The following is a 16,515-nucleotide window of genomic DNA, read 5'->3' on the forward strand; positions in this document are numbered from 1 at the left end:
ACATATTAACTCCTTGCTCAAAACGTTAATTTGAATATCATAACAATACTAATCATTAAGCATATCTGCAAAGATAACCCCAACATTATTTTTACGCTTCATATGTTTTTCTAAATATATCTTAGTGGTTTGAATATTTTCATGTCCTAAGGTCTGCATCAAATGATACAAATCAGCATTCCCCTGTTCTACTGCCATAATTGCAAAGGCATGTCGGAATGTATGTGCTGTGACTGGATTTTCACGATATTTTAAGAAATCCAAATTTGTTTTTTTAATCATATCTGTTACCTGGTTAGATAACGTTTTTGACTTATAAAAATCACCTCTTCGGTTTACAAATAATGGGCTTTCATCCCCTTGGTCTAATTCTGTTTTAAACCCTCTTCTTCTTCTCATTTCACAAATACACTGATACAAATGTTCCGAAACGAAAAGTTCACGTACCTTATCCCCTTTTCCAATCACTTTTAACCAATACTTCCCGTCATAGTGTAAATCTTTTACTCTTGTTGTACACAATTCCTGAATCCTTGCACCTGTACTAGCTAACGCCAGTAAGATTGTATAGTTTACTAAATGCCCTTTCTCTTTATAAAACCCTAATATCTTCATGACTTCCTCATAGGATAAATCACGATTTGGCCGATCTTGTTCGTTTACATTTGCCCGCTGTAGTTCATCATGTAGTGGTTTTTCAATATAACCAAACCCATGAAGATGTTTTAAAAATGAACGAATTAATATCGTTTTCTTTGCTAATGTTGCGATCGCATAAGTATCACCATTACGACCATTCTGTACTTCTTTTAACCAGGTATTATATTTTCGAATGTGCCAAGGTCTCAATGTTTTTAATAAAGAAGCGTTTTGTTGTACCTCTTCCCCGTTAATTTCAAATTCTTCTGCATGCTCTACCATGCATTGGCAAAATGATAGGATTTCAGATACATAGCTCTTCTTTGTATCTTTTTTTCGGTTCTTCTTCTCATCCATGTCTTTTTGTAAATGTACAAAATGGTAAATGACTTCTAGATCACTTAAAAAATCATATTTTCCCTTTCCCTCTTTTTCTGCGGCCTCCATTTTTCGTTCCACATCATTCATATGACGGTTATTATTCAGAAAAGGGCTAACATCTTTAATATGTTCTCTATATGTATCTATAAATTCTTTTTTATTGTTTACAACAGGTAATAATTGTTTTCCATTTCTAGAATCCATAAAACTGCTTCACCTCTTCTTTTGTAAATTGTAAGTCTATATCTATTTATTAATTATACTATGAATTTGATTGTACTTACATCAATTGCACAAAGTAAATTTCATGCTCTTTCTGTAAGAATCCTACATTCTTCTCTATTTAAATATACATTTATTTTTTTATAAATTATTATTAATTGTTTATTTTTTAAAAACCAATTCGTTAATTTAAAATTTATTTTTATGTTTAAAAATAGTTTTATTTTACTTTAAATATAGAAATTTATTTAAAATTACATTAATTTTCATAAATGAATTAATACTTTTAATATATTAAGAACTATTTTCATATATATAGCGGACTCTGTTATAATATATCTATAATTTAAGAATTACGGAAATTAAGTAAGGAGGCATTACTTTCATGACACAGGATTTATTGTTTATTACAAAGCCAACAGTAACTACAAAAGAAGCAGCAGATTTAATGGGAGTTACCGTACAGACTATCTTAAAGAAAGAAAAAGATGGTTTAATTGAATGTGTATATAAGGATAATTGGAAACAGTTCGGTAGCAAAATCTTTTATTTAGAAGATATCGAACGATTAATGAATAAAGAAGAAATCAAAGGATTAAGTACAAAAGAAGCAGCAGAACTTTTAAATGTAGCACCTTCTACCATATTTACTTATATTAAATCAGGAAAGCTACCAGCAAAAATGGTGGAAAAGCGAGGAAAGCAAGTATATGTAATTGATGAAGAAGATTTAGAGATTTTTCAGCTCGATTATGAAAAAACAACTACGAAAGAGCGTAAAACTTTTATCACCAAGATTCAGGATACTGAATTTTATTTATATCAATTACTTACGCATCAAGATACAGGGGAAAAAGCTCGTGTGATAGAAATGAATGGGGCTAATGGGAAAGTTATCACGCAAAATGAAGAAATCTTTTCTTTATCCGAATACAAAGATCATGACTACACAGTTGAACATTTTGACAAACATGCAGTAATTACAAAACGAGGATATCTATCTTTTACTTTTAAAAAGCCTCAGCTATTTAATTCAATTACTTATAATCTAATAAACTTATTTTATAAACACCTTGGTGTAGCAAATATGCGTCTAAACGTTATACAGGACACAATTCAAGTTGAAATTAAACCTTTTGTCTTAAAGGTAGAGCCATTACAATTTCAAGAGGAAATTAAATACTTACATTCTCATATGAAGACAGGCTCAATACTGCCACATGTTGACGGTATATACTTTAAAAGCAATGTAGAGCCGTTAACTTTTCATGCGGATCATAAATTCAAACAAAAAGTAATTCAAATGGCTTCAGAATCTGGCTTGGGTCAGGAAGAGTTCTTACTTCATGCAGTAAAAACTTATATTAAAGCGTTAGAAGAATAAGATAAAAAGCAAAACCTTTAGAATTTAAAAAAATAAAATTATATAGTATTCCATTACATTGATTTATAAATAAACGACCTTTTCGTACAACATACGGTGACCCCGAGAATGCAGCTATTCTACTTTACGTGTAATAGATTCGCTGGTTCTCCCTTATAGAAAAAATATTTTTATGACTGATTTAACACTCACCTTTATGTAAGTACCTGTACTAAAAGTGCATACTTACATATTTGTAGTGTGCTCTTTATAATAAAGTCATAAAAAATACTTAAGGAGGAAAAATCTTTGAATACTCTTGTTATTGTAACACATCCCAGCATAGAAACATCCGTCATTAATAAGCGATGGGTAGAAGAACTGAAAAAATATCCGGAAAAGTATACTGTTCACGAATTGTCTAAGGTTTACCCTGATGGAAACATAAACGTGGAAAAAGAACAAAAATTGGTTGAATCACATGGTAATCTTGTTTTGCAGTTCCCTATATATTGGTTTAATTGTCCACCTCTCCTTAAAAAATGGTTTGACGATGTTTTAACTTATGGATGGGCTTATGGTTCAAATGGAGGTGATAAATTAAAGAATCGTAGAGTTGCTTTAGGTGTATCTGCAGGAATCAAAGAAGAAGATTATAGTGAAAGCGGAAGATATCAGTATACACTTGAACAAATATTAGTTCCATTTGAAACGACATTCCTGTATTGCAATGCAGATTATCGTTCGTTCTTTGCGTTTTACGGCAAAGAAAGTGATCCGGGTGGAAACGAAGAAGAAGAAAGTGAGCTGGGTACAAGCGAATTGGAAAAAAGCACTCAGGAATATTTGAATTTTATTGACAACCTGTAATAGGAAGCTTTATTAAAGCTACAAAAAAGAAGTTTTTTATTGGGGAGATACTTCTTTTGATTTAAACAAAATAGCTATACCTACTTGTGTACATCCTTAAGAGATGGAAAACGATTCTTCTCTCCCCACTCACACATCATATTTAACAAAGGAACGAGAGAAAGACCACGGTCAGATAATGAATATTCAACTTTTGGAGGTATTTGGGGAAATTCCTTACGTATGATAAGGCCCTCTGCCTCTAGCTCTTTTAACATGATGCTTAGCGTTTTAAATGAAATGGTACCGATACTTCGCTTCAGCTCATTATGCCGCATAACGTTATTTTCAGATAGCCAATATATAATGATCATTTTATATTTACCGGCTATTAAGGACAACGTATATCCAAATCCAGTGTCTTTTAGTTCAACTCCAGTCGGAACACAGCTTTTGCGCATAAGTTACACTCTCCCTTAGGTAAGTAATGAAATAGGCATCCTTTACAATAGATCATTATGCAATCTTATTGCAAAGGATGTATTGTAAAATCGCTAAAAAATTTTGCTATATCTTTAATTCGAATAAATTTCAACTAAACACCCCTTAAATCAACTTTTAAAAAACTTCTTCTTTATTCAATTAAATGGCCCGATTGTTAAATAACATGACTGACGTTTTTTAAACAACTTCTCAATAACAACATCAAAATCTTTTTTATTGGTTCTGTTGCAAAAACCATTTGATAGAGACATAGAACCTGCATGGACTGTTCAATGACAGTTTATGCTGCAATTCCAAACAATTTATGTATAAATCTAACTTCAATTACTTGCAAGAGCTTTAGAGTTTTTGCACCAGAACCAATTTTTTTGTTTTGAGGCTTTATAAAATTCTTAAATCGATGGGTATGGGCAGTACTCTTTATTCCCCTTTTTCGGCGGACGTGTGAAAAATCCCATATTAATTCTTAGTTATTTTAATCCTAACTTTTCACATAATCGATGCAAAAAATATAACCCATGTAACTGTTCTTGATTCCGTTTATTTAAATGCTGTTGGCACTCCTCGACAATGCTTTTTGCCCCTTCAATATTGTATTCCTCCAAATTTCTAATAGATTTTTTTAATTGAACAATTTCGTTTGAATACACAGCGTTTTGCGTAAGCTTCATTAATAAAATTTTAATAAGTTGATATGAATTAAAGTAGCGATAATTATTTTCACCTCTCTTTGAATTAACATACTCCTCCTTTTCCCAATATCGTATAGTAGAAGTAAAGATTTTTGCTTTGTTTGCTACCTCTCCAATTGTCATTAAGTTATTTGCTACCGATTGGGAATCAACGATATCGTTTAGGTCTTTTATTATTCTAGTAGCTAACTCGTTTTCTTGATAGTTGGCTGCTTGTATCTCGTTGATTATCCAGAGTGCAGAATTCAGCTTTTTTTGTTGCAGTTTTTTTAGTACAGCTGTTGTTATCTCCATTCCAACCCCCGGTGACATGGCTACTATACATTATGCTAAATGTTCCTCCGTATAGATTCGATATCCTGTACCCAACCTTTCTGTGGCTGGGATAATCCCCCTTGTTTCGTAACTTCTTAAAGTGCGAGTACTCACATTTAACCTTTTTGCAATATCAATAGGTCTTATATTATTCTTCATTCTTTTTCATCCCCACCAACATTAAACTCATTATAAAGTTTATCATTTAATACCCTCTAAAATAAGTATATGCAATTAAAAACCTTATAATTGACTTTAATGTTATAAGATTAAGGAGTAAGTAATAAAAAATGGCGGAGGGATCTCAGTGTCAAAATTAAACATTCAACCCGAAATGTCAATTGAAGAGTTAGGACAAAAAGTATCTGGTTATTTAAAGGACCATTGGGAAGAAGTTCTTGCAGATACCATTGAGAAATTCCAAAAATTGTTTCCTGAGTACGAAGATGCCACATATGGTATGTACTTAGATAAACTACTTCCTCCAGCATGGAAAGAGCTTGAGAAAGCAGGTTTTCAGTCTGCTGAAAAAACAAAAGAAGATGACTTTATTATTGCTGGGTGCTTAAATTTTAGAAATTCTATTGAAAAAGCAAAATGGGGAACGCCTGATCATGAAAAGCGTGTCTTTTGGATTGTCATTGAAAACCAAAATAAACAATTAATTGGTACTTTTCTTTTTGAATTATCTCATTCTCATGTAAATTTCAACCTCCCTTCAGCTCCAAAACTAATGACTTTTACAAGTACTGAAAGAAATGAAATTACCAAAAAAATTCTAAGCCTAAACGAAAATTCTTGATTAATGTAACAAGAGGCTGTCTAAAAAGGGCTTGACTCATCCAACTGAACAGCCTTCTTTAGTCCTTGCACATTGTGTGGGAATTTTTTAATAAATAAAAAGGGTGCTTATTTTTAGGCAGCCCTTTTTATTTTGTCCTTTAAGTCCGTCGATGGTTACATGTCATATTTTGTATTAACTTAAAGGGGGTAATGTTAATGTATTATTATGATAGTTATTATAATTATGTACCTGTTCAATATTCAACTGGACAACAGTCTACTGAATTTGAGAATCCACAAGAAATTTTTTTTCGGCCACCAGTATCTAATGGATCGCGAGTAAAAGATCCTATAAGGCCCGAGGTTTATCTCGTAGATCATGGAAGAATTCGTTTAATTGTTAGTACGGCTGTTTATCATGGCATTTTTAGAGATTGGAAAGGGTTAATTCCAGTGGGCCTACAAAATTATCCTACAGGACCACCTCTTCGCGAAGGAACTTTTCTATTCAAATATAAAGATAATCCTACTGTATATTTGCGTGATTGGGAAAATGGTCGTACACAAGTAAAGCGACGGATTGTAAGTGCTAATGCTTTTAATCGTTGGCATTTTGATTGGAATAAAATAAAAGAAATGCCTCGTACTACTTTTTATCTTCCAGATGGTACAGATATAAGGTGACTAGGTAAAAGACCAAAAAGGGAGATAAGTATAATTATAAAAATAGTTATCTTTAGTTTAATTTAATAATAATTTTGATTTTAATATAAAGATGGTACTTAAACTCTACACATTGTGTGAGTTTTTTTCATAAAGAAAAAGCACCTTTAGGTGCCTTTTCTCTGTTTGTTCTCGCGTATTGAGATGACTATTCAAACCTTGTATTAGGGGACATGGTTCAAACAGATATACATTACACTTAAATCTTAACATTGACAGAATATACAGTAAATTGATAATCTTTATGCGGAATATTCCCAAAGTTTAGTATAGATATTTTTCACTATTACTATATTAAAAATAGAATTTATGCACAATTGCATAACAATATAGTACGCGATTAGCAGTATAATTTAAATGTGTACAATAAAGCTGAAGAGGCAGAGACCATCTACGGAAATAGGTGGTCTTTTGCTATTGGATAATAAATGTATTATTTTGATGGTGTTTATCGTTTTCCGACAGAAGACTCCTTCCTCAAAAATGTGAAGGTGTGAAAACACCAATTTTAGGTGGGAGATGAATGTCGGTAGGCGTAAGCCTACTTTTTTAGTATACTGTAGGTATCCTACGAAAAAAGTGAGGTGCAACCCATGTTAGTAAATCAGGCATATAAATTTCGTATCTATCCAAATAAGGTACAAGAAATATTAATTGCTAAAACCATTGGGTGCAGTCGCTTTGTATTTAACCATTTTCTTGCTCTCTGGAATGACACCTATAAAGAAACAGGAAAAGGATTAACCTATCCTTCTTGCTCTGCCGAGCTTACTCAATTAAAAAAGCAACAGGATACACTTTGGTTAAAAGAAGTAGATAGTATTGCTCTTCAATCCACATTAAAAAACCTCGCAGATGCTTTTTCGCGTTTTTACAAGAAACAAAATGATATTCCACGATTCAAATCTAAAAACAATAAGGTTCAATCCTACACAACCAAGCAAACGAACGGCAATATTGCGATTGTAGGTAACAAAATGAAATTACCGAAACTTGGCTTTGTTCGCTTTGCCAAAAGTCGTGAAGTAGAAGGTCGTATTCTAAATGCAACGATTCGACGTAACCCAAGTGGTACATACTTTGTATCTATCCTTGTCGAAACAGAGATACAAGAAATGCTTAAAACGGAATCCACTTGTGGAATGGACGTTGGGTTAAAAGATTTTGCTATTCTTTCTGATGGAACAACATACAAGAACCCTAAATTCTTCCGTATATTAGAAGAAAAGTTAGCAAAAGCACAGCGTACCCTTTCCAGAAGAACGAAAGGTTCTTCGAACTGGAACAAGCAGCGTGTGAAAGTTGCAAGAATCCATGAACATATTGCCAATGCGAGAGCTGATTACTTACATAAACTCTCTACTGAAATCATCAAAAGCCACGATGTCATCGGTATAGAAGACTTGCAAGTCAGTAACCTGCTCAAAAATGGAAAGCTTGCAAAAGCAATTAGTGAAGTATCTTGGTCACAATTTCGAACGATGTTGGAATATAAAGCAAAATGGTATGGCAAACAAGTTGTTGTGGTATCTAAAACATTTGCTTCCAGTCAGTTATGTTCCAATTGTGGATACAAGAATAAAAACGTTAAAAATCTAATAATTCGTGAGTGGAATTGCCCTTCTTGTGGCACACATCACGATAGAGATAGGAATGCAGCGATCAACCTGAGAAACGAAGCAATTCATCTCTTAAGCGTAGGAACTACGGGGATAGCCTAATCCATTAGAGTTCGATAGAACTCTGTACTTAGGAATCTCCCACTTCAAACAGTCCGTAAGGACGTTAAGTGGTGAATAGTTCAACTAAGGTATTGTTTTACACTTGGTCCCTGCACGTTGTGTGGGGATTTTTTATAAAGAAAAGACACTCTTTCGAGTGCCTATCTTTAGTTGACTATTCATTTTTTTATAGGGTTTCGACATAATACATGAAATACTAGCGCTGATCTATTAGATAATATCATTATATTATTAAGTGTTTTCATGCAATTTTACATATATGGGTAGCGTCTCGAAAATGCGGATTTACAACGGTAAGTTGTTTATATCATTAAAAATGAATAACTTAACAGCGATAAGGATTTTGAGACAAGTCATAAGAGACACTCGTAAGCCTTATTTTGGGTACCGCCACATGCCCATCAAGCTAAGGGTGGGTCTTTCATGAACTTCCGTTCTTGTTGCCTACATGCTTGATAATTTGTTTATTTGTTCTTAAAAATACGCATACCAAATAAACCTTGATAAGGTGTATTTTTAAATATTATGCAGTTTTCTGCTTTAGATTGGATACAGTACACTGATAAACGACACCTAAAATATCAAAGACTGTCTTTTTCTCATATCGATGCGATTTCCGTCCGCTTTTCTGTAAGAGGTCAAACAGATGAAGGAAAATTTTTGATACTTCTTGGGTGTCTTTTTGTATAGATTCATACACTAGTTGCAGATAATCTTGAATCATATAAATTGCTTTATATTCACTTAATTCTTTTTGTTTTTTCTGTAGTAACAGCTGTCGCATTTTGAACATAGTGGAAGAACAAAGAAAAATAGCGATTAACTGTCCATAAAGATGACATTCTAGACGCTCTCGCTTAATATTGTGACAATGATTGATACCAAAAAGAGATTTCCATGTTTTAAATACAATCTCTTTTTGCCAACGTAGAGAGTAAATCTCGTGAACATGTTCCATCGGAACAATTTCCCATGGGATGTTGGTAATATAAACATTGATTTCTGTTAAACGTTTACTTTTTTCAGAGTATGTAACCCCTTTTTTCTTTTCAACATAAGTTTGCTGTTTCCTACGTTTATGAACTTGAGCTGATGTGAGTCTGTATATTACAACTCGTGAGGGTAATTTTTGTTGTCCAACATAGGCATTTCGAATTTCATAAGTATCTCCTGGTTTTATCTGATGCATGATATGTTCAAGGTCAAGTAAAGCATATAAAGATTGCTTTTTTACTGACCCATCCCGAAAGAATTCTGGAGATTCATTTTTAACATATACTCTATTATTTAATTTCAACCGCGAAACATAGAATACCCCTCGCTGATCCATCTGGTCTAAATCTTTTAGAGAAAAGTATCCTAAATCTCGAATACATAAATCTCCTGGTCGTAAGATATCCAAACATTCTGTACCAAAGGTTTTATCATTATTTTTACCTGGTTCCATTTGAAAATTGAGGAATTTCCCACTATGTAAATCATACTCTAGTTGAATCTTAATACCAGCTGTCTGTGCACATCCTCCTGAACCAGGATAAATAGAAGCTAAATGGTTGGGTACTTGAAAAATAGTAGCATCTAAAATACGTATACGTTGAAAATAAGAAATGTATTGGTTTGAGATTTGAGAAGAATCATTTAGTTTATTTTGGATTAAAAGGGAAAAGCAGTCAAATCTTGTGCACCATACTTGCTTTTACGTTTTACAAAACCTGCCTCTTGTGCAAGTTGTTGAAGAATATGTGGGGATAGATATCGCTGTAGTTCTTCAGCGAATAAATGAAACTCATCCTGAATCGATAGATTCATACAAAAATGCCATCCTTTCTGTATATTTCTACAAAAAGAATAGCTTTTTTTGTTTATATGGATACAAATTTATTTTAGCTTGATAGCGATGTATGGTGACCCCTACTAGCAAAAGTGAGTAGTAAATAGTAACACTATCTAAAAAAATGTTTTATTGCTTCAAGTCTTATTTTATGACCACATTCGTCACAGCAATATTTCCCTTTCTTATTTTTCTTAAATTGCTTATATTTTTCAGTTCCTTCATATACTCGAAATACATTTTTACAACAAAAACAAATAACCTCATAAAATATCATATACTTCCTCCCTCATTAGGGTAATATGTTACTTTTGAGTTGCCCGATCAAAGATTGTGATAAGTTCGTTAGTGTAATCTTTAACGTTAAGATCGGGATTTCTCATTAGCTCTAGGCTAAATCCATCTATGGCATGCCTGATTGTTAACGTCATCACCCTTAAAGACGTTTTAGAAAAATCTCGAAACACTCCTTCTTGCATCCCTAAACGTAGAATATTTTCAATGGGAAGAAAAATAGTTTCATCATAGTCTGCTGCAAACCGAAGTTTCCCTTCATCTGTTCTTTCATTTGAAACAATTTCTATAACAGCGAATACATGCTTACGATGTTCATCTGTAAATTTCAGATTAGATTTAATATACGTTTGGAGCATTCCTTTTGGAGTCGTTTGAGCTTCAATTTGCGAACAAATAAAGGACTGGCATGCTATATAATAATCAGTTATAACTTGCTCCAGAAGTTTCTCTTTGTTTGTAAAGTGATAAGAAATAACCCCCTTACTTATTTTTGCGCGTTTAGCGATTTGTCCTAAAGAGGCTTGCGCATAACCCACTTCAGCAAGTGTATCAATCGCACATTCCACAATCTGAGCTCTACGGGCTTTTTCAATAAATGACATTTCTTTTTGGTTGTTTGTTTTATTTTTTATACTCATGGTTATATTTTAGCACGAATGTTCAAAAATATACAATAAAAACCATTTTAGGGGTTCAGCTGCATGCCTATCAAGCTAAAAGAGCTAGTTACCTCAAAACAATAAAAAAGAGAAAAATACACAAAATTTCCGTTTTTGGGGTATTAAAACCTCTTAAGTTGATGGGCATGGGGTACCGCCACATCACTATCAAGCTAAGAAAATACAATTCCCCCAGAACGAAAAAGATAAAAGACATGTTGCATATTTTAGAATTGACATGACATTATATTGAATTTATACTGTTAGTAACACATTACTGTTAACGACAGTATAATGTTACTAACAGTAATATTGTTAATGTTATGATGACAAAATTTTTTTTACATTTAATCTAGGAGGTTAGATATTTTATGAAACATACAGGGAGACATACAGGTGCATTTCTTTTACTGTTTTTAACAGAGGGAGATAGTTATGGAGGAAAACTTCTGCAGAAATGTGAGGAAGAACTTCCCATCAATCCAATTGATAGTGCCATCATATATCGTACACTCAAAAAATTAGAAAAAGAAGGTGCTGTTGAATCTTATTTGGACACATCTGATCAAGATAAGCCGAGAAAGATGTACAAAATTACTACAGTGGGAAAAGAACAATTAGAAGAGTTTCAAATAGATATTGAAGAAAAAATTAAAAACTTATCATTTTTCTTAAATAAATACAAAAAATGGAAGGGGTATAATCATGATTAATAGTACTATCCTTTACACTATAGCTATTATTCTTACCAGTATTTCTTTTATAAAAGATCGAAATAAAACAAAAGATGCTCTATTAAAGTCATGGAAAATGTTTCGTAATCTTATACCTTCCATGCTATCAATTATGCTTTTTGTTGGACTATCACTATCTATATTAACGCCTTCCTTCATTTCTTCCATCATTGGGGAAAAATCTGGATTCATGGGTATTGTTTATTCTGCAATAATTGGCTCTGTTGCACTCATTCCAAGCTTTGTTGTGTTTCCTCTTGGAAATACATTAGTCCAAAATGGTGCGGGCCTCCCTCAAGTTGCGGTATTAATGTCTACATTAATGTCCGTAGGAATCACAACTTTACCGATGGAACAAAAGATATTTGGACGAGGTTTTGCTTATGCTCGTAATGCATCTGCATTGTTAATGTCTCTCATATTCTCGTATATTATTTGGGTGGTGATGGTATGAATGAATTAAAAAGGTATCGTTTCTTTTTCATTTTACTATTGGGACTCATTATATTGACTTTTATAAATCAATCGTTAGGATGGAATGCATTTCAATTAACAGGAAAAAGTATTTTAGATATGCTGTTTCTACTTCCTCCTGTCTTAATATTCGTAGGGTTGCTTGACCAGTGGGTAAAGAAAGAAACATTAATTAAATATATGGGGGGAAAATCTGGAATCTATGGCATCTTATTCTCCCTATTATTAGGAGGAATTGCAGCCGGACCCCTCTACGTAGCTTTTCCCATTGCGTCACTTTTATTAAAAAAAGGAGCGAGCATACGATACATTGTATTTTTTTTAGGAGTTTGGACAACCGCAAAATTACCGGTTATTGTATATGAATTTGCCTCATTTGGAGTTAAATTTACACTCATTCACATTTGTTTTGGTTTATTCTTTTTCTATTTAATGGGTCTTATTTTTGAGAAATTTTATGACCATCGACAATTATTAAAGTATGATATAACTAAAGAAATTTAGATTTAGATCAATAAATCTTTAAGCTCCTCAATCGCAGATTCTTTTGTAACTGTAAATTTTAAATAGCATTTAATCAAAAATTCTTTATAAACCAGCAATTTAAGAAAAGTAAACACCCTAAAAAGAAAGAATGTGCTTTTTTGTTACAAGTGAACACAAAATTTCATTCTATGGGCACTATAAATTTTTAGGTTGATGGATGTGGGGCGGGACCCCTAGTTGTTCGTAGGAATTTAGTTCATTTTTTTCGTTTTGGGGAAGAATGTATTTCTAAACTTGAAAGCGCTGGCGTGCTACCTCATTAAACAAAAAAAGTAATTCCGTTTTGAAAAAAAGATTAATCAAAACGAATTACTTTTTGTTTAAATGTGCTAATTTATATTAATAACCGTTGAAATTTATTTTGAGCCTACATTAATTATTTCAGTTAACCCACCAATTAGGCATAACCTTAACAAATTCTTGTTTTGGTGTAAAAGGAAATAAAGCATCAAAGCCTGTATGCTTACTTTGATGTAACGTAGTAAAGTATCGATAACTTAGCATTTGTCCTGAGTGCATAAATTTATAAAATTCATGTGATGGAGCTAAATCATGATATCCACTTTCAGCATAAATCCTTGCAAATCCATTTAAATTAGGCACTTCAACCTCATTAATCCAATCACTTGCCCAATCGTCACCTTCCTCCAACAACGCCGTGTAATCATTACAGATAAAAAATACACTTTGCCAATCATTATCCATATCATATTCAAAATAAATAGCTGCTGCTGAATGTTTATCAGCTGTATGTATTGAGGTGTAGAGGGTATCGTTCAGTTTATTTTGGAATGCGTCTAAATCTATGTTTCGAATTCGTTTTGCTTGTTCTTCTCCTGCCAGTTTAGAACACAGATCATAGTATTTCACTTCAATCTCCTGCCATGAATGATCCAATAACTCAGTTTGTATTTGATCTAAATACTCATATATCCCCATGTTGTTTATTCCCCCCTTTTTACATAACGCACGTTAGCGGAAGTTAATATATGTAATTTACCTACAAAAATTATCCCTGTCAGACTGGAATTATGCCTTCCAACTCAGTAATTTCCTCACTAATTAATTGTTCTATTTTTTTTATAAAATCATCAATTTGATTAAGTTCCGTAAGAATAAACAGATTTGAACGCATCCAATAAGGCTTTGATTGCTTATTGTCAATTACTACCTCTATACCTACAATGCCTCTTTTATCATGTAAGAAGAATCTCATGGATAAGAAATGAGTTACATTGTCTATATCCTCACCTGAAACCCATTGAAACTCATGTAGTTTAAAAGTGGAAAACTTGATTATTCCCTCTTTTAAATCTTCGAGTTCTTCATTGGTGGTATATAGGTTAATGCTCGCAGTGCCATAAAATCCAGTAAAGTCAAAATTCAATTCAAAAAAATTGGTATCTTCCCATATCTTTTTTATTTTTATATTTGGTTCAGGCATTGTGGTCTATCCTCCCATAAATTGCACTTTCCACTTGAGAATATTATAACAAGTTTTCCTTAACAAAAGGCCTTTATTAGATACGTTAAAACCAATGTATATCCTATACATGTGAGATTAACATAACGTCTCATTATCAATAGTCAACGATGTGTAAAATTTATTTTTGTGAATACACCTCACTTTTTTCGTTTTCGGGTATTTGCTTATATTAGCTTGATGGTGATGTATGGTGACTCCTAAATAAGGATGTTAGAATATAGATGAACAAATGAGAAAAAACTAGATCTACGCTAGCTTTTTTACATAATCCCCTTAGCGAAAGTTATAATGTTTTATAAAACTCATGAATCGTATTTATGAATCTCTCTTGTTCTTCTAAGAATGGATAATGATTGCTATTTTCAAAGGGAATTAGAGTTGAATTAGCAACTGAAACACCACGCTCTTTCAAGATTTCAGATACATCACGATAGCTTAAAGAAAAACGACAATAGTAGCCGACGGCTACCAAAATAATATCCTTTTTAAACTATTTTCCTTTACAATACCGCATATATCATTCTCCTGCTCACACTTTTTCTACAGGTTATCTCAGTTTAGAAATCTTTGCAACAGAACCCTTCTTTCCCTTGCATCAGTTTATGGGTCATTTGGCACGATAAAAAAAGACTGCAAATTACAGGTACTTACCTTTATGTAAGTACCTGTACTAAAAGTGCGTACTTACATATTTTTAGCTTGAACTTTACAATAAAAATGAAATCAGCCTAAGGAGGAAGAAACATTGAAAACTCTTGTTATCGTAACACACCCAAGTTTAGAAACATCTGTTGTTAATAAGCGATGGGTAGAAGAATTAAAAAAATATCCAGAAAAATATACTGTGCACGAATTGCATAAGGTTTATCCTGATGAGAACATAGATGTGGAAAAAGAACAAAAATTGGTTGAAACTCATGGGAACCTTGTTTTCCAATTTCCTGTATATTGGTTCAACTGTCCTCCTCTCTTAAAAAAGTGGCTGGATGATGTTTTCCTTTATGAATGGGCTTATGGTTCAAAAGGAGATAGATTAAAGAATCGTAAAATTGCTTTAGGTGTATCTGCCGGGATCAAAAATGTGGATTATAGTGAAGCTGGAAGATACTATTATACCCTTGAACAAGTGTTGTGTCCGTTTGAGATGACAGCCATCTATTGTAAGGCAGACTATCGTTCGTTCTTTGCGTTTTATGGAGCAGAATTTGAGCCATCTGTAAGTGAAATAGAAAAAAGTACCCAAGATTATCTAAATTTCATTGATAATATGTAATAGGTAACTTTTATAAAAATTAAAATAAGAAGTACCTTCTAAAGAAGAAGGTACTTCCTTTTACACTATGCCTATTTTTTTACATCTTCTAGAGCTTGAAAACTATTTTTCTCTCCCCACTCGCACATCATATCTAACAATGGAATAAGTGAACAACCACGTTTAGATAATGAATATTCAACTTTTGGAGGTATTTGGGGAAATTCTTTACGTATAATAAGACCATCTTCCTCAAGTTCTTTTAACATAACACTTAGTGTTTTAAAGGAAATAGTCCCAATACATCGCTTCAGCTCATTGAACCTCATAACCTTATTTTCAGACAACCAATACAAAATAATCATTTTATATTTACCACCTATTAAGGATAACGTATATCCAAAACCAGTGTTTTTTAGTTCTACGCCAGTCGGAACACAAGTTTCTCTCACAATCCCCACTCTCCTTCTGATAAGAATATCCTATCAATATGAATACTTTATAGTAAATTACTATGCAATCTTATCATAAGAATGTAAAGTAATACGTTTATATTTTCTTTAATGTTTTTAATATCCCATATTGTTTCATTCTCATGCAAAGAATCTAATTTAACTAAGAAAGAAATTTTAAAAACAATTAGCATAACAACACTTATCAGTAGTCCATGTATTTAAAAATCTCAAAAAGTCCCTCCAGATCTTCTGAAGAAACTTTTTATTTATAAAACTATTAGAAAAGTTACTTAAAAGATTTTTTCCAATTTGAATAATAATAAATGAACTGAATTAATAAAGTTATTACTGCAATGCCAGTAAAGGTTACAAAAGGTTCTGGTGCAAAGGTTATATCCATTTGAAAGAGGTATATAGATTCCTAATGGAATCTGTTCTTATGCAGCTATCCCAAAGAGTTGATGAATGAACTTCACTTGATTTTGGACAGACTTGTCTCGTAAAGCAAGTTGTCCTTTTTTAGAGTACTAGTATCAGTATGTCCAAGATTTAGAGATTACTTGCAATT

General features: G+C 32.6%; 18 protein-coding genes and 3 pseudogenes. 9 read left to right on the plus strand and 12 right to left on the minus strand.

All coding sequences use genetic code 11. The annotated features are described in order from the left end of the window. Positions 1-48 precede the first annotated feature (48 nt). Entirely contained in the window at positions 49-1,224 is a 1,176-nt protein-coding gene (locus KFD70_RS24360; RefSeq protein ID WP_336454325.1) for a tyrosine-type recombinase/integrase, read from the minus strand. 403 nt (positions 1,225-1,627) lie between these two features. Between KFD70_RS24360 and KFD70_RS24365 the strand changes: the two genes are divergently transcribed. After that, positions 1,628-2,626 carry a helix-turn-helix domain-containing protein gene (locus tag KFD70_RS24365; protein ID WP_336454324.1) on the plus strand — a complete coding sequence of 333 codons (999 nt, stop codon included), beginning with the start codon at positions 1,628-1,630 and terminating at the stop codon, positions 2,624-2,626. A gap of 288 nt (positions 2,627-2,914) precedes the next feature. Further along, positions 2,915-3,475 carry an NAD(P)H-dependent oxidoreductase gene (locus tag KFD70_RS24370; protein ID WP_336454323.1) on the plus strand — a complete coding sequence of 187 codons (561 nt, stop codon included), beginning with the start codon at positions 2,915-2,917 and terminating at the stop codon, positions 3,473-3,475. Positions 3,476-3,555: 80 nt separating this feature from the next. Here the strand turns inward: KFD70_RS24370 and KFD70_RS24375 are convergent, their stop codons facing one another. From KFD70_RS24375 to KFD70_RS24385, 3 genes are all read right to left on the minus strand, one after another. After that, positions 3,556-3,915: a winged helix-turn-helix transcriptional regulator gene (locus KFD70_RS24375; RefSeq protein ID WP_336454322.1), complete on the minus strand. Its 360-nt coding sequence runs from the start codon at positions 3,913-3,915 to the stop codon at positions 3,556-3,558. Between the two features lie 513 nt (positions 3,916-4,428). Further along, on the minus strand, positions 4,429-4,944 hold the full coding sequence (locus tag KFD70_RS24380) for a MerR family DNA-binding transcriptional regulator (protein ID WP_336454321.1): 516 nt from the start codon (positions 4,942-4,944) through the stop codon (positions 4,429-4,431). A gap of 30 nt (positions 4,945-4,974) precedes the next feature. Beyond that, entirely contained in the window at positions 4,975-5,124 is a 150-nt protein-coding gene (locus tag KFD70_RS24385; protein ID WP_420792386.1) for a MerR family DNA-binding transcriptional regulator, read from the minus strand. Positions 5,125-5,272: 148 nt separating this feature from the next. Here KFD70_RS24385 and KFD70_RS24390 point away from each other — a divergent pair, with 148 nt between their 5' ends. From KFD70_RS24390 to tnpB, 3 genes are all read left to right on the plus strand, one after another. Beyond that, the gene (locus KFD70_RS24390) at positions 5,273-5,767 is read left to right on the plus strand and encodes a DUF6022 family protein (protein ID WP_336454320.1); all 495 of its coding nucleotides are present in this window, start codon (positions 5,273-5,275) and stop codon (positions 5,765-5,767) included. Positions 5,768-5,964: 197 nt separating this feature from the next. Beyond that, the gene (locus tag KFD70_RS24395; RefSeq protein ID WP_336454319.1) at positions 5,965-6,432 is read left to right on the plus strand and encodes a hypothetical protein; all 468 of its coding nucleotides are present in this window, start codon (positions 5,965-5,967) and stop codon (positions 6,430-6,432) included. A gap of 632 nt (positions 6,433-7,064) precedes the next feature. Then, the gene (gene tnpB, locus KFD70_RS24400) at positions 7,065-8,192 is read left to right on the plus strand and encodes an IS200/IS605 family element RNA-guided endonuclease TnpB (RefSeq protein WP_431613440.1); all 1,128 of its coding nucleotides are present in this window, start codon (positions 7,065-7,067) and stop codon (positions 8,190-8,192) included. Positions 8,193-8,736: 544 nt separating this feature from the next. On the opposite strand, the pseudogene KFD70_RS24405 reads toward tnpB, so the two are convergent. The 3 genes and pseudogenes from KFD70_RS24405 to KFD70_RS24415 all read right to left on the minus strand — a co-directional run bounded on the left by KFD70_RS24405 (position 8,737) and on the right by KFD70_RS24415 (position 10,979). Continuing rightward, positions 8,737-10,022, minus strand: a pseudogene (locus tag KFD70_RS24405) (IS4 family transposase). Positions 10,023-10,156: 134 nt separating this feature from the next. Next, complete coding sequence (locus KFD70_RS24410) at positions 10,157-10,321, minus strand: DUF2197 domain-containing protein (RefSeq protein ID WP_336454508.1); 165 nt, start codon at positions 10,319-10,321, stop codon at positions 10,157-10,159. Between the two features lie 28 nt (positions 10,322-10,349). Continuing rightward, positions 10,350-10,979 (minus strand): TetR/AcrR family transcriptional regulator, encoded by a 630-nt coding sequence (locus KFD70_RS24415; protein WP_336454507.1) that lies wholly within the window; start codon positions 10,977-10,979, stop codon positions 10,350-10,352. Between the two features lie 392 nt (positions 10,980-11,371). Here KFD70_RS24415 and KFD70_RS24420 point away from each other — a divergent pair, with 392 nt between their 5' ends. The 3 genes from KFD70_RS24420 to KFD70_RS24430 are packed head-to-tail and all read left to right on the plus strand — an operon-like array spanning position 11,372 to position 12,712. Then, entirely contained in the window at positions 11,372-11,713 is a 342-nt protein-coding gene (locus tag KFD70_RS24420) for a PadR family transcriptional regulator (protein WP_336454506.1), read from the plus strand. Then, a complete protein-coding gene (locus tag KFD70_RS24425; protein WP_336454505.1) occupies positions 11,706-12,188 on the plus strand; it encodes a hypothetical protein in 483 nt (160 codons plus the stop codon). Before KFD70_RS24420 ends, KFD70_RS24425 begins: the two co-directional genes overlap by 8 nt. Continuing rightward, the gene (locus KFD70_RS24430; protein WP_336454504.1) at positions 12,185-12,712 is read left to right on the plus strand and encodes a permease; all 528 of its coding nucleotides are present in this window, start codon (positions 12,185-12,187) and stop codon (positions 12,710-12,712) included. The genes KFD70_RS24425 and KFD70_RS24430 overlap by 4 nt, the downstream gene beginning before the upstream one ends. 423 nt (positions 12,713-13,135) lie before the next feature. Here the strand turns inward: KFD70_RS24430 and KFD70_RS24435 are convergent, their stop codons facing one another. The 3 genes and pseudogenes from KFD70_RS24435 to KFD70_RS24445 all read right to left on the minus strand — a co-directional run. After that, positions 13,136-13,693, minus strand: coding sequence for a hypothetical protein (locus KFD70_RS24435; RefSeq protein ID WP_336454503.1), 558 nt, complete (start codon positions 13,691-13,693; stop codon positions 13,136-13,138). 79 nt (positions 13,694-13,772) lie between these two features. Then, positions 13,773-14,198 carry a hypothetical protein gene (locus tag KFD70_RS24440; protein WP_336454502.1) on the minus strand — a complete coding sequence of 142 codons (426 nt, stop codon included), beginning with the start codon at positions 14,196-14,198 and terminating at the stop codon, positions 13,773-13,775. A gap of 415 nt (positions 14,199-14,613) precedes the next feature. Further along, a pseudogene (locus tag KFD70_RS24445) lies at positions 14,614-14,718 on the minus strand (IS6 family transposase); the annotation flags it as partial. 267 nt (positions 14,719-14,985) lie between these two features. Between KFD70_RS24445 and KFD70_RS24450 the strand changes: the two are divergent. Continuing rightward, complete coding sequence (locus KFD70_RS24450; RefSeq protein ID WP_336454501.1) at positions 14,986-15,513, plus strand: NAD(P)H-dependent oxidoreductase; 528 nt, start codon at positions 14,986-14,988, stop codon at positions 15,511-15,513. A 71-nt stretch (positions 15,514-15,584) separates the two neighbouring features. Here the strand turns inward: KFD70_RS24450 and KFD70_RS24455 are convergent, their stop codons facing one another. Together KFD70_RS24455 and KFD70_RS24460 are read right to left on the minus strand one after the other, a co-directional pair. Next, entirely contained in the window at positions 15,585-15,944 is a 360-nt protein-coding gene (locus KFD70_RS24455; protein WP_017154591.1) for a winged helix-turn-helix transcriptional regulator, read from the minus strand. Between the two features lie 440 nt (positions 15,945-16,384). Beyond that, a pseudogene (locus KFD70_RS24460) lies at positions 16,385-16,468 on the minus strand (IS6 family transposase); the annotation flags it as partial. Positions 16,469-16,515 lie beyond the last annotated feature (47 nt).

It is taken from the genome of Bacillus pfraonensis (genome assembly GCF_050768835.1).
Taxonomy (GTDB): Bacteria; Bacillota; Bacilli; order Bacillales; family Bacillaceae_G; genus Bacillus_A; species Bacillus_A pfraonensis.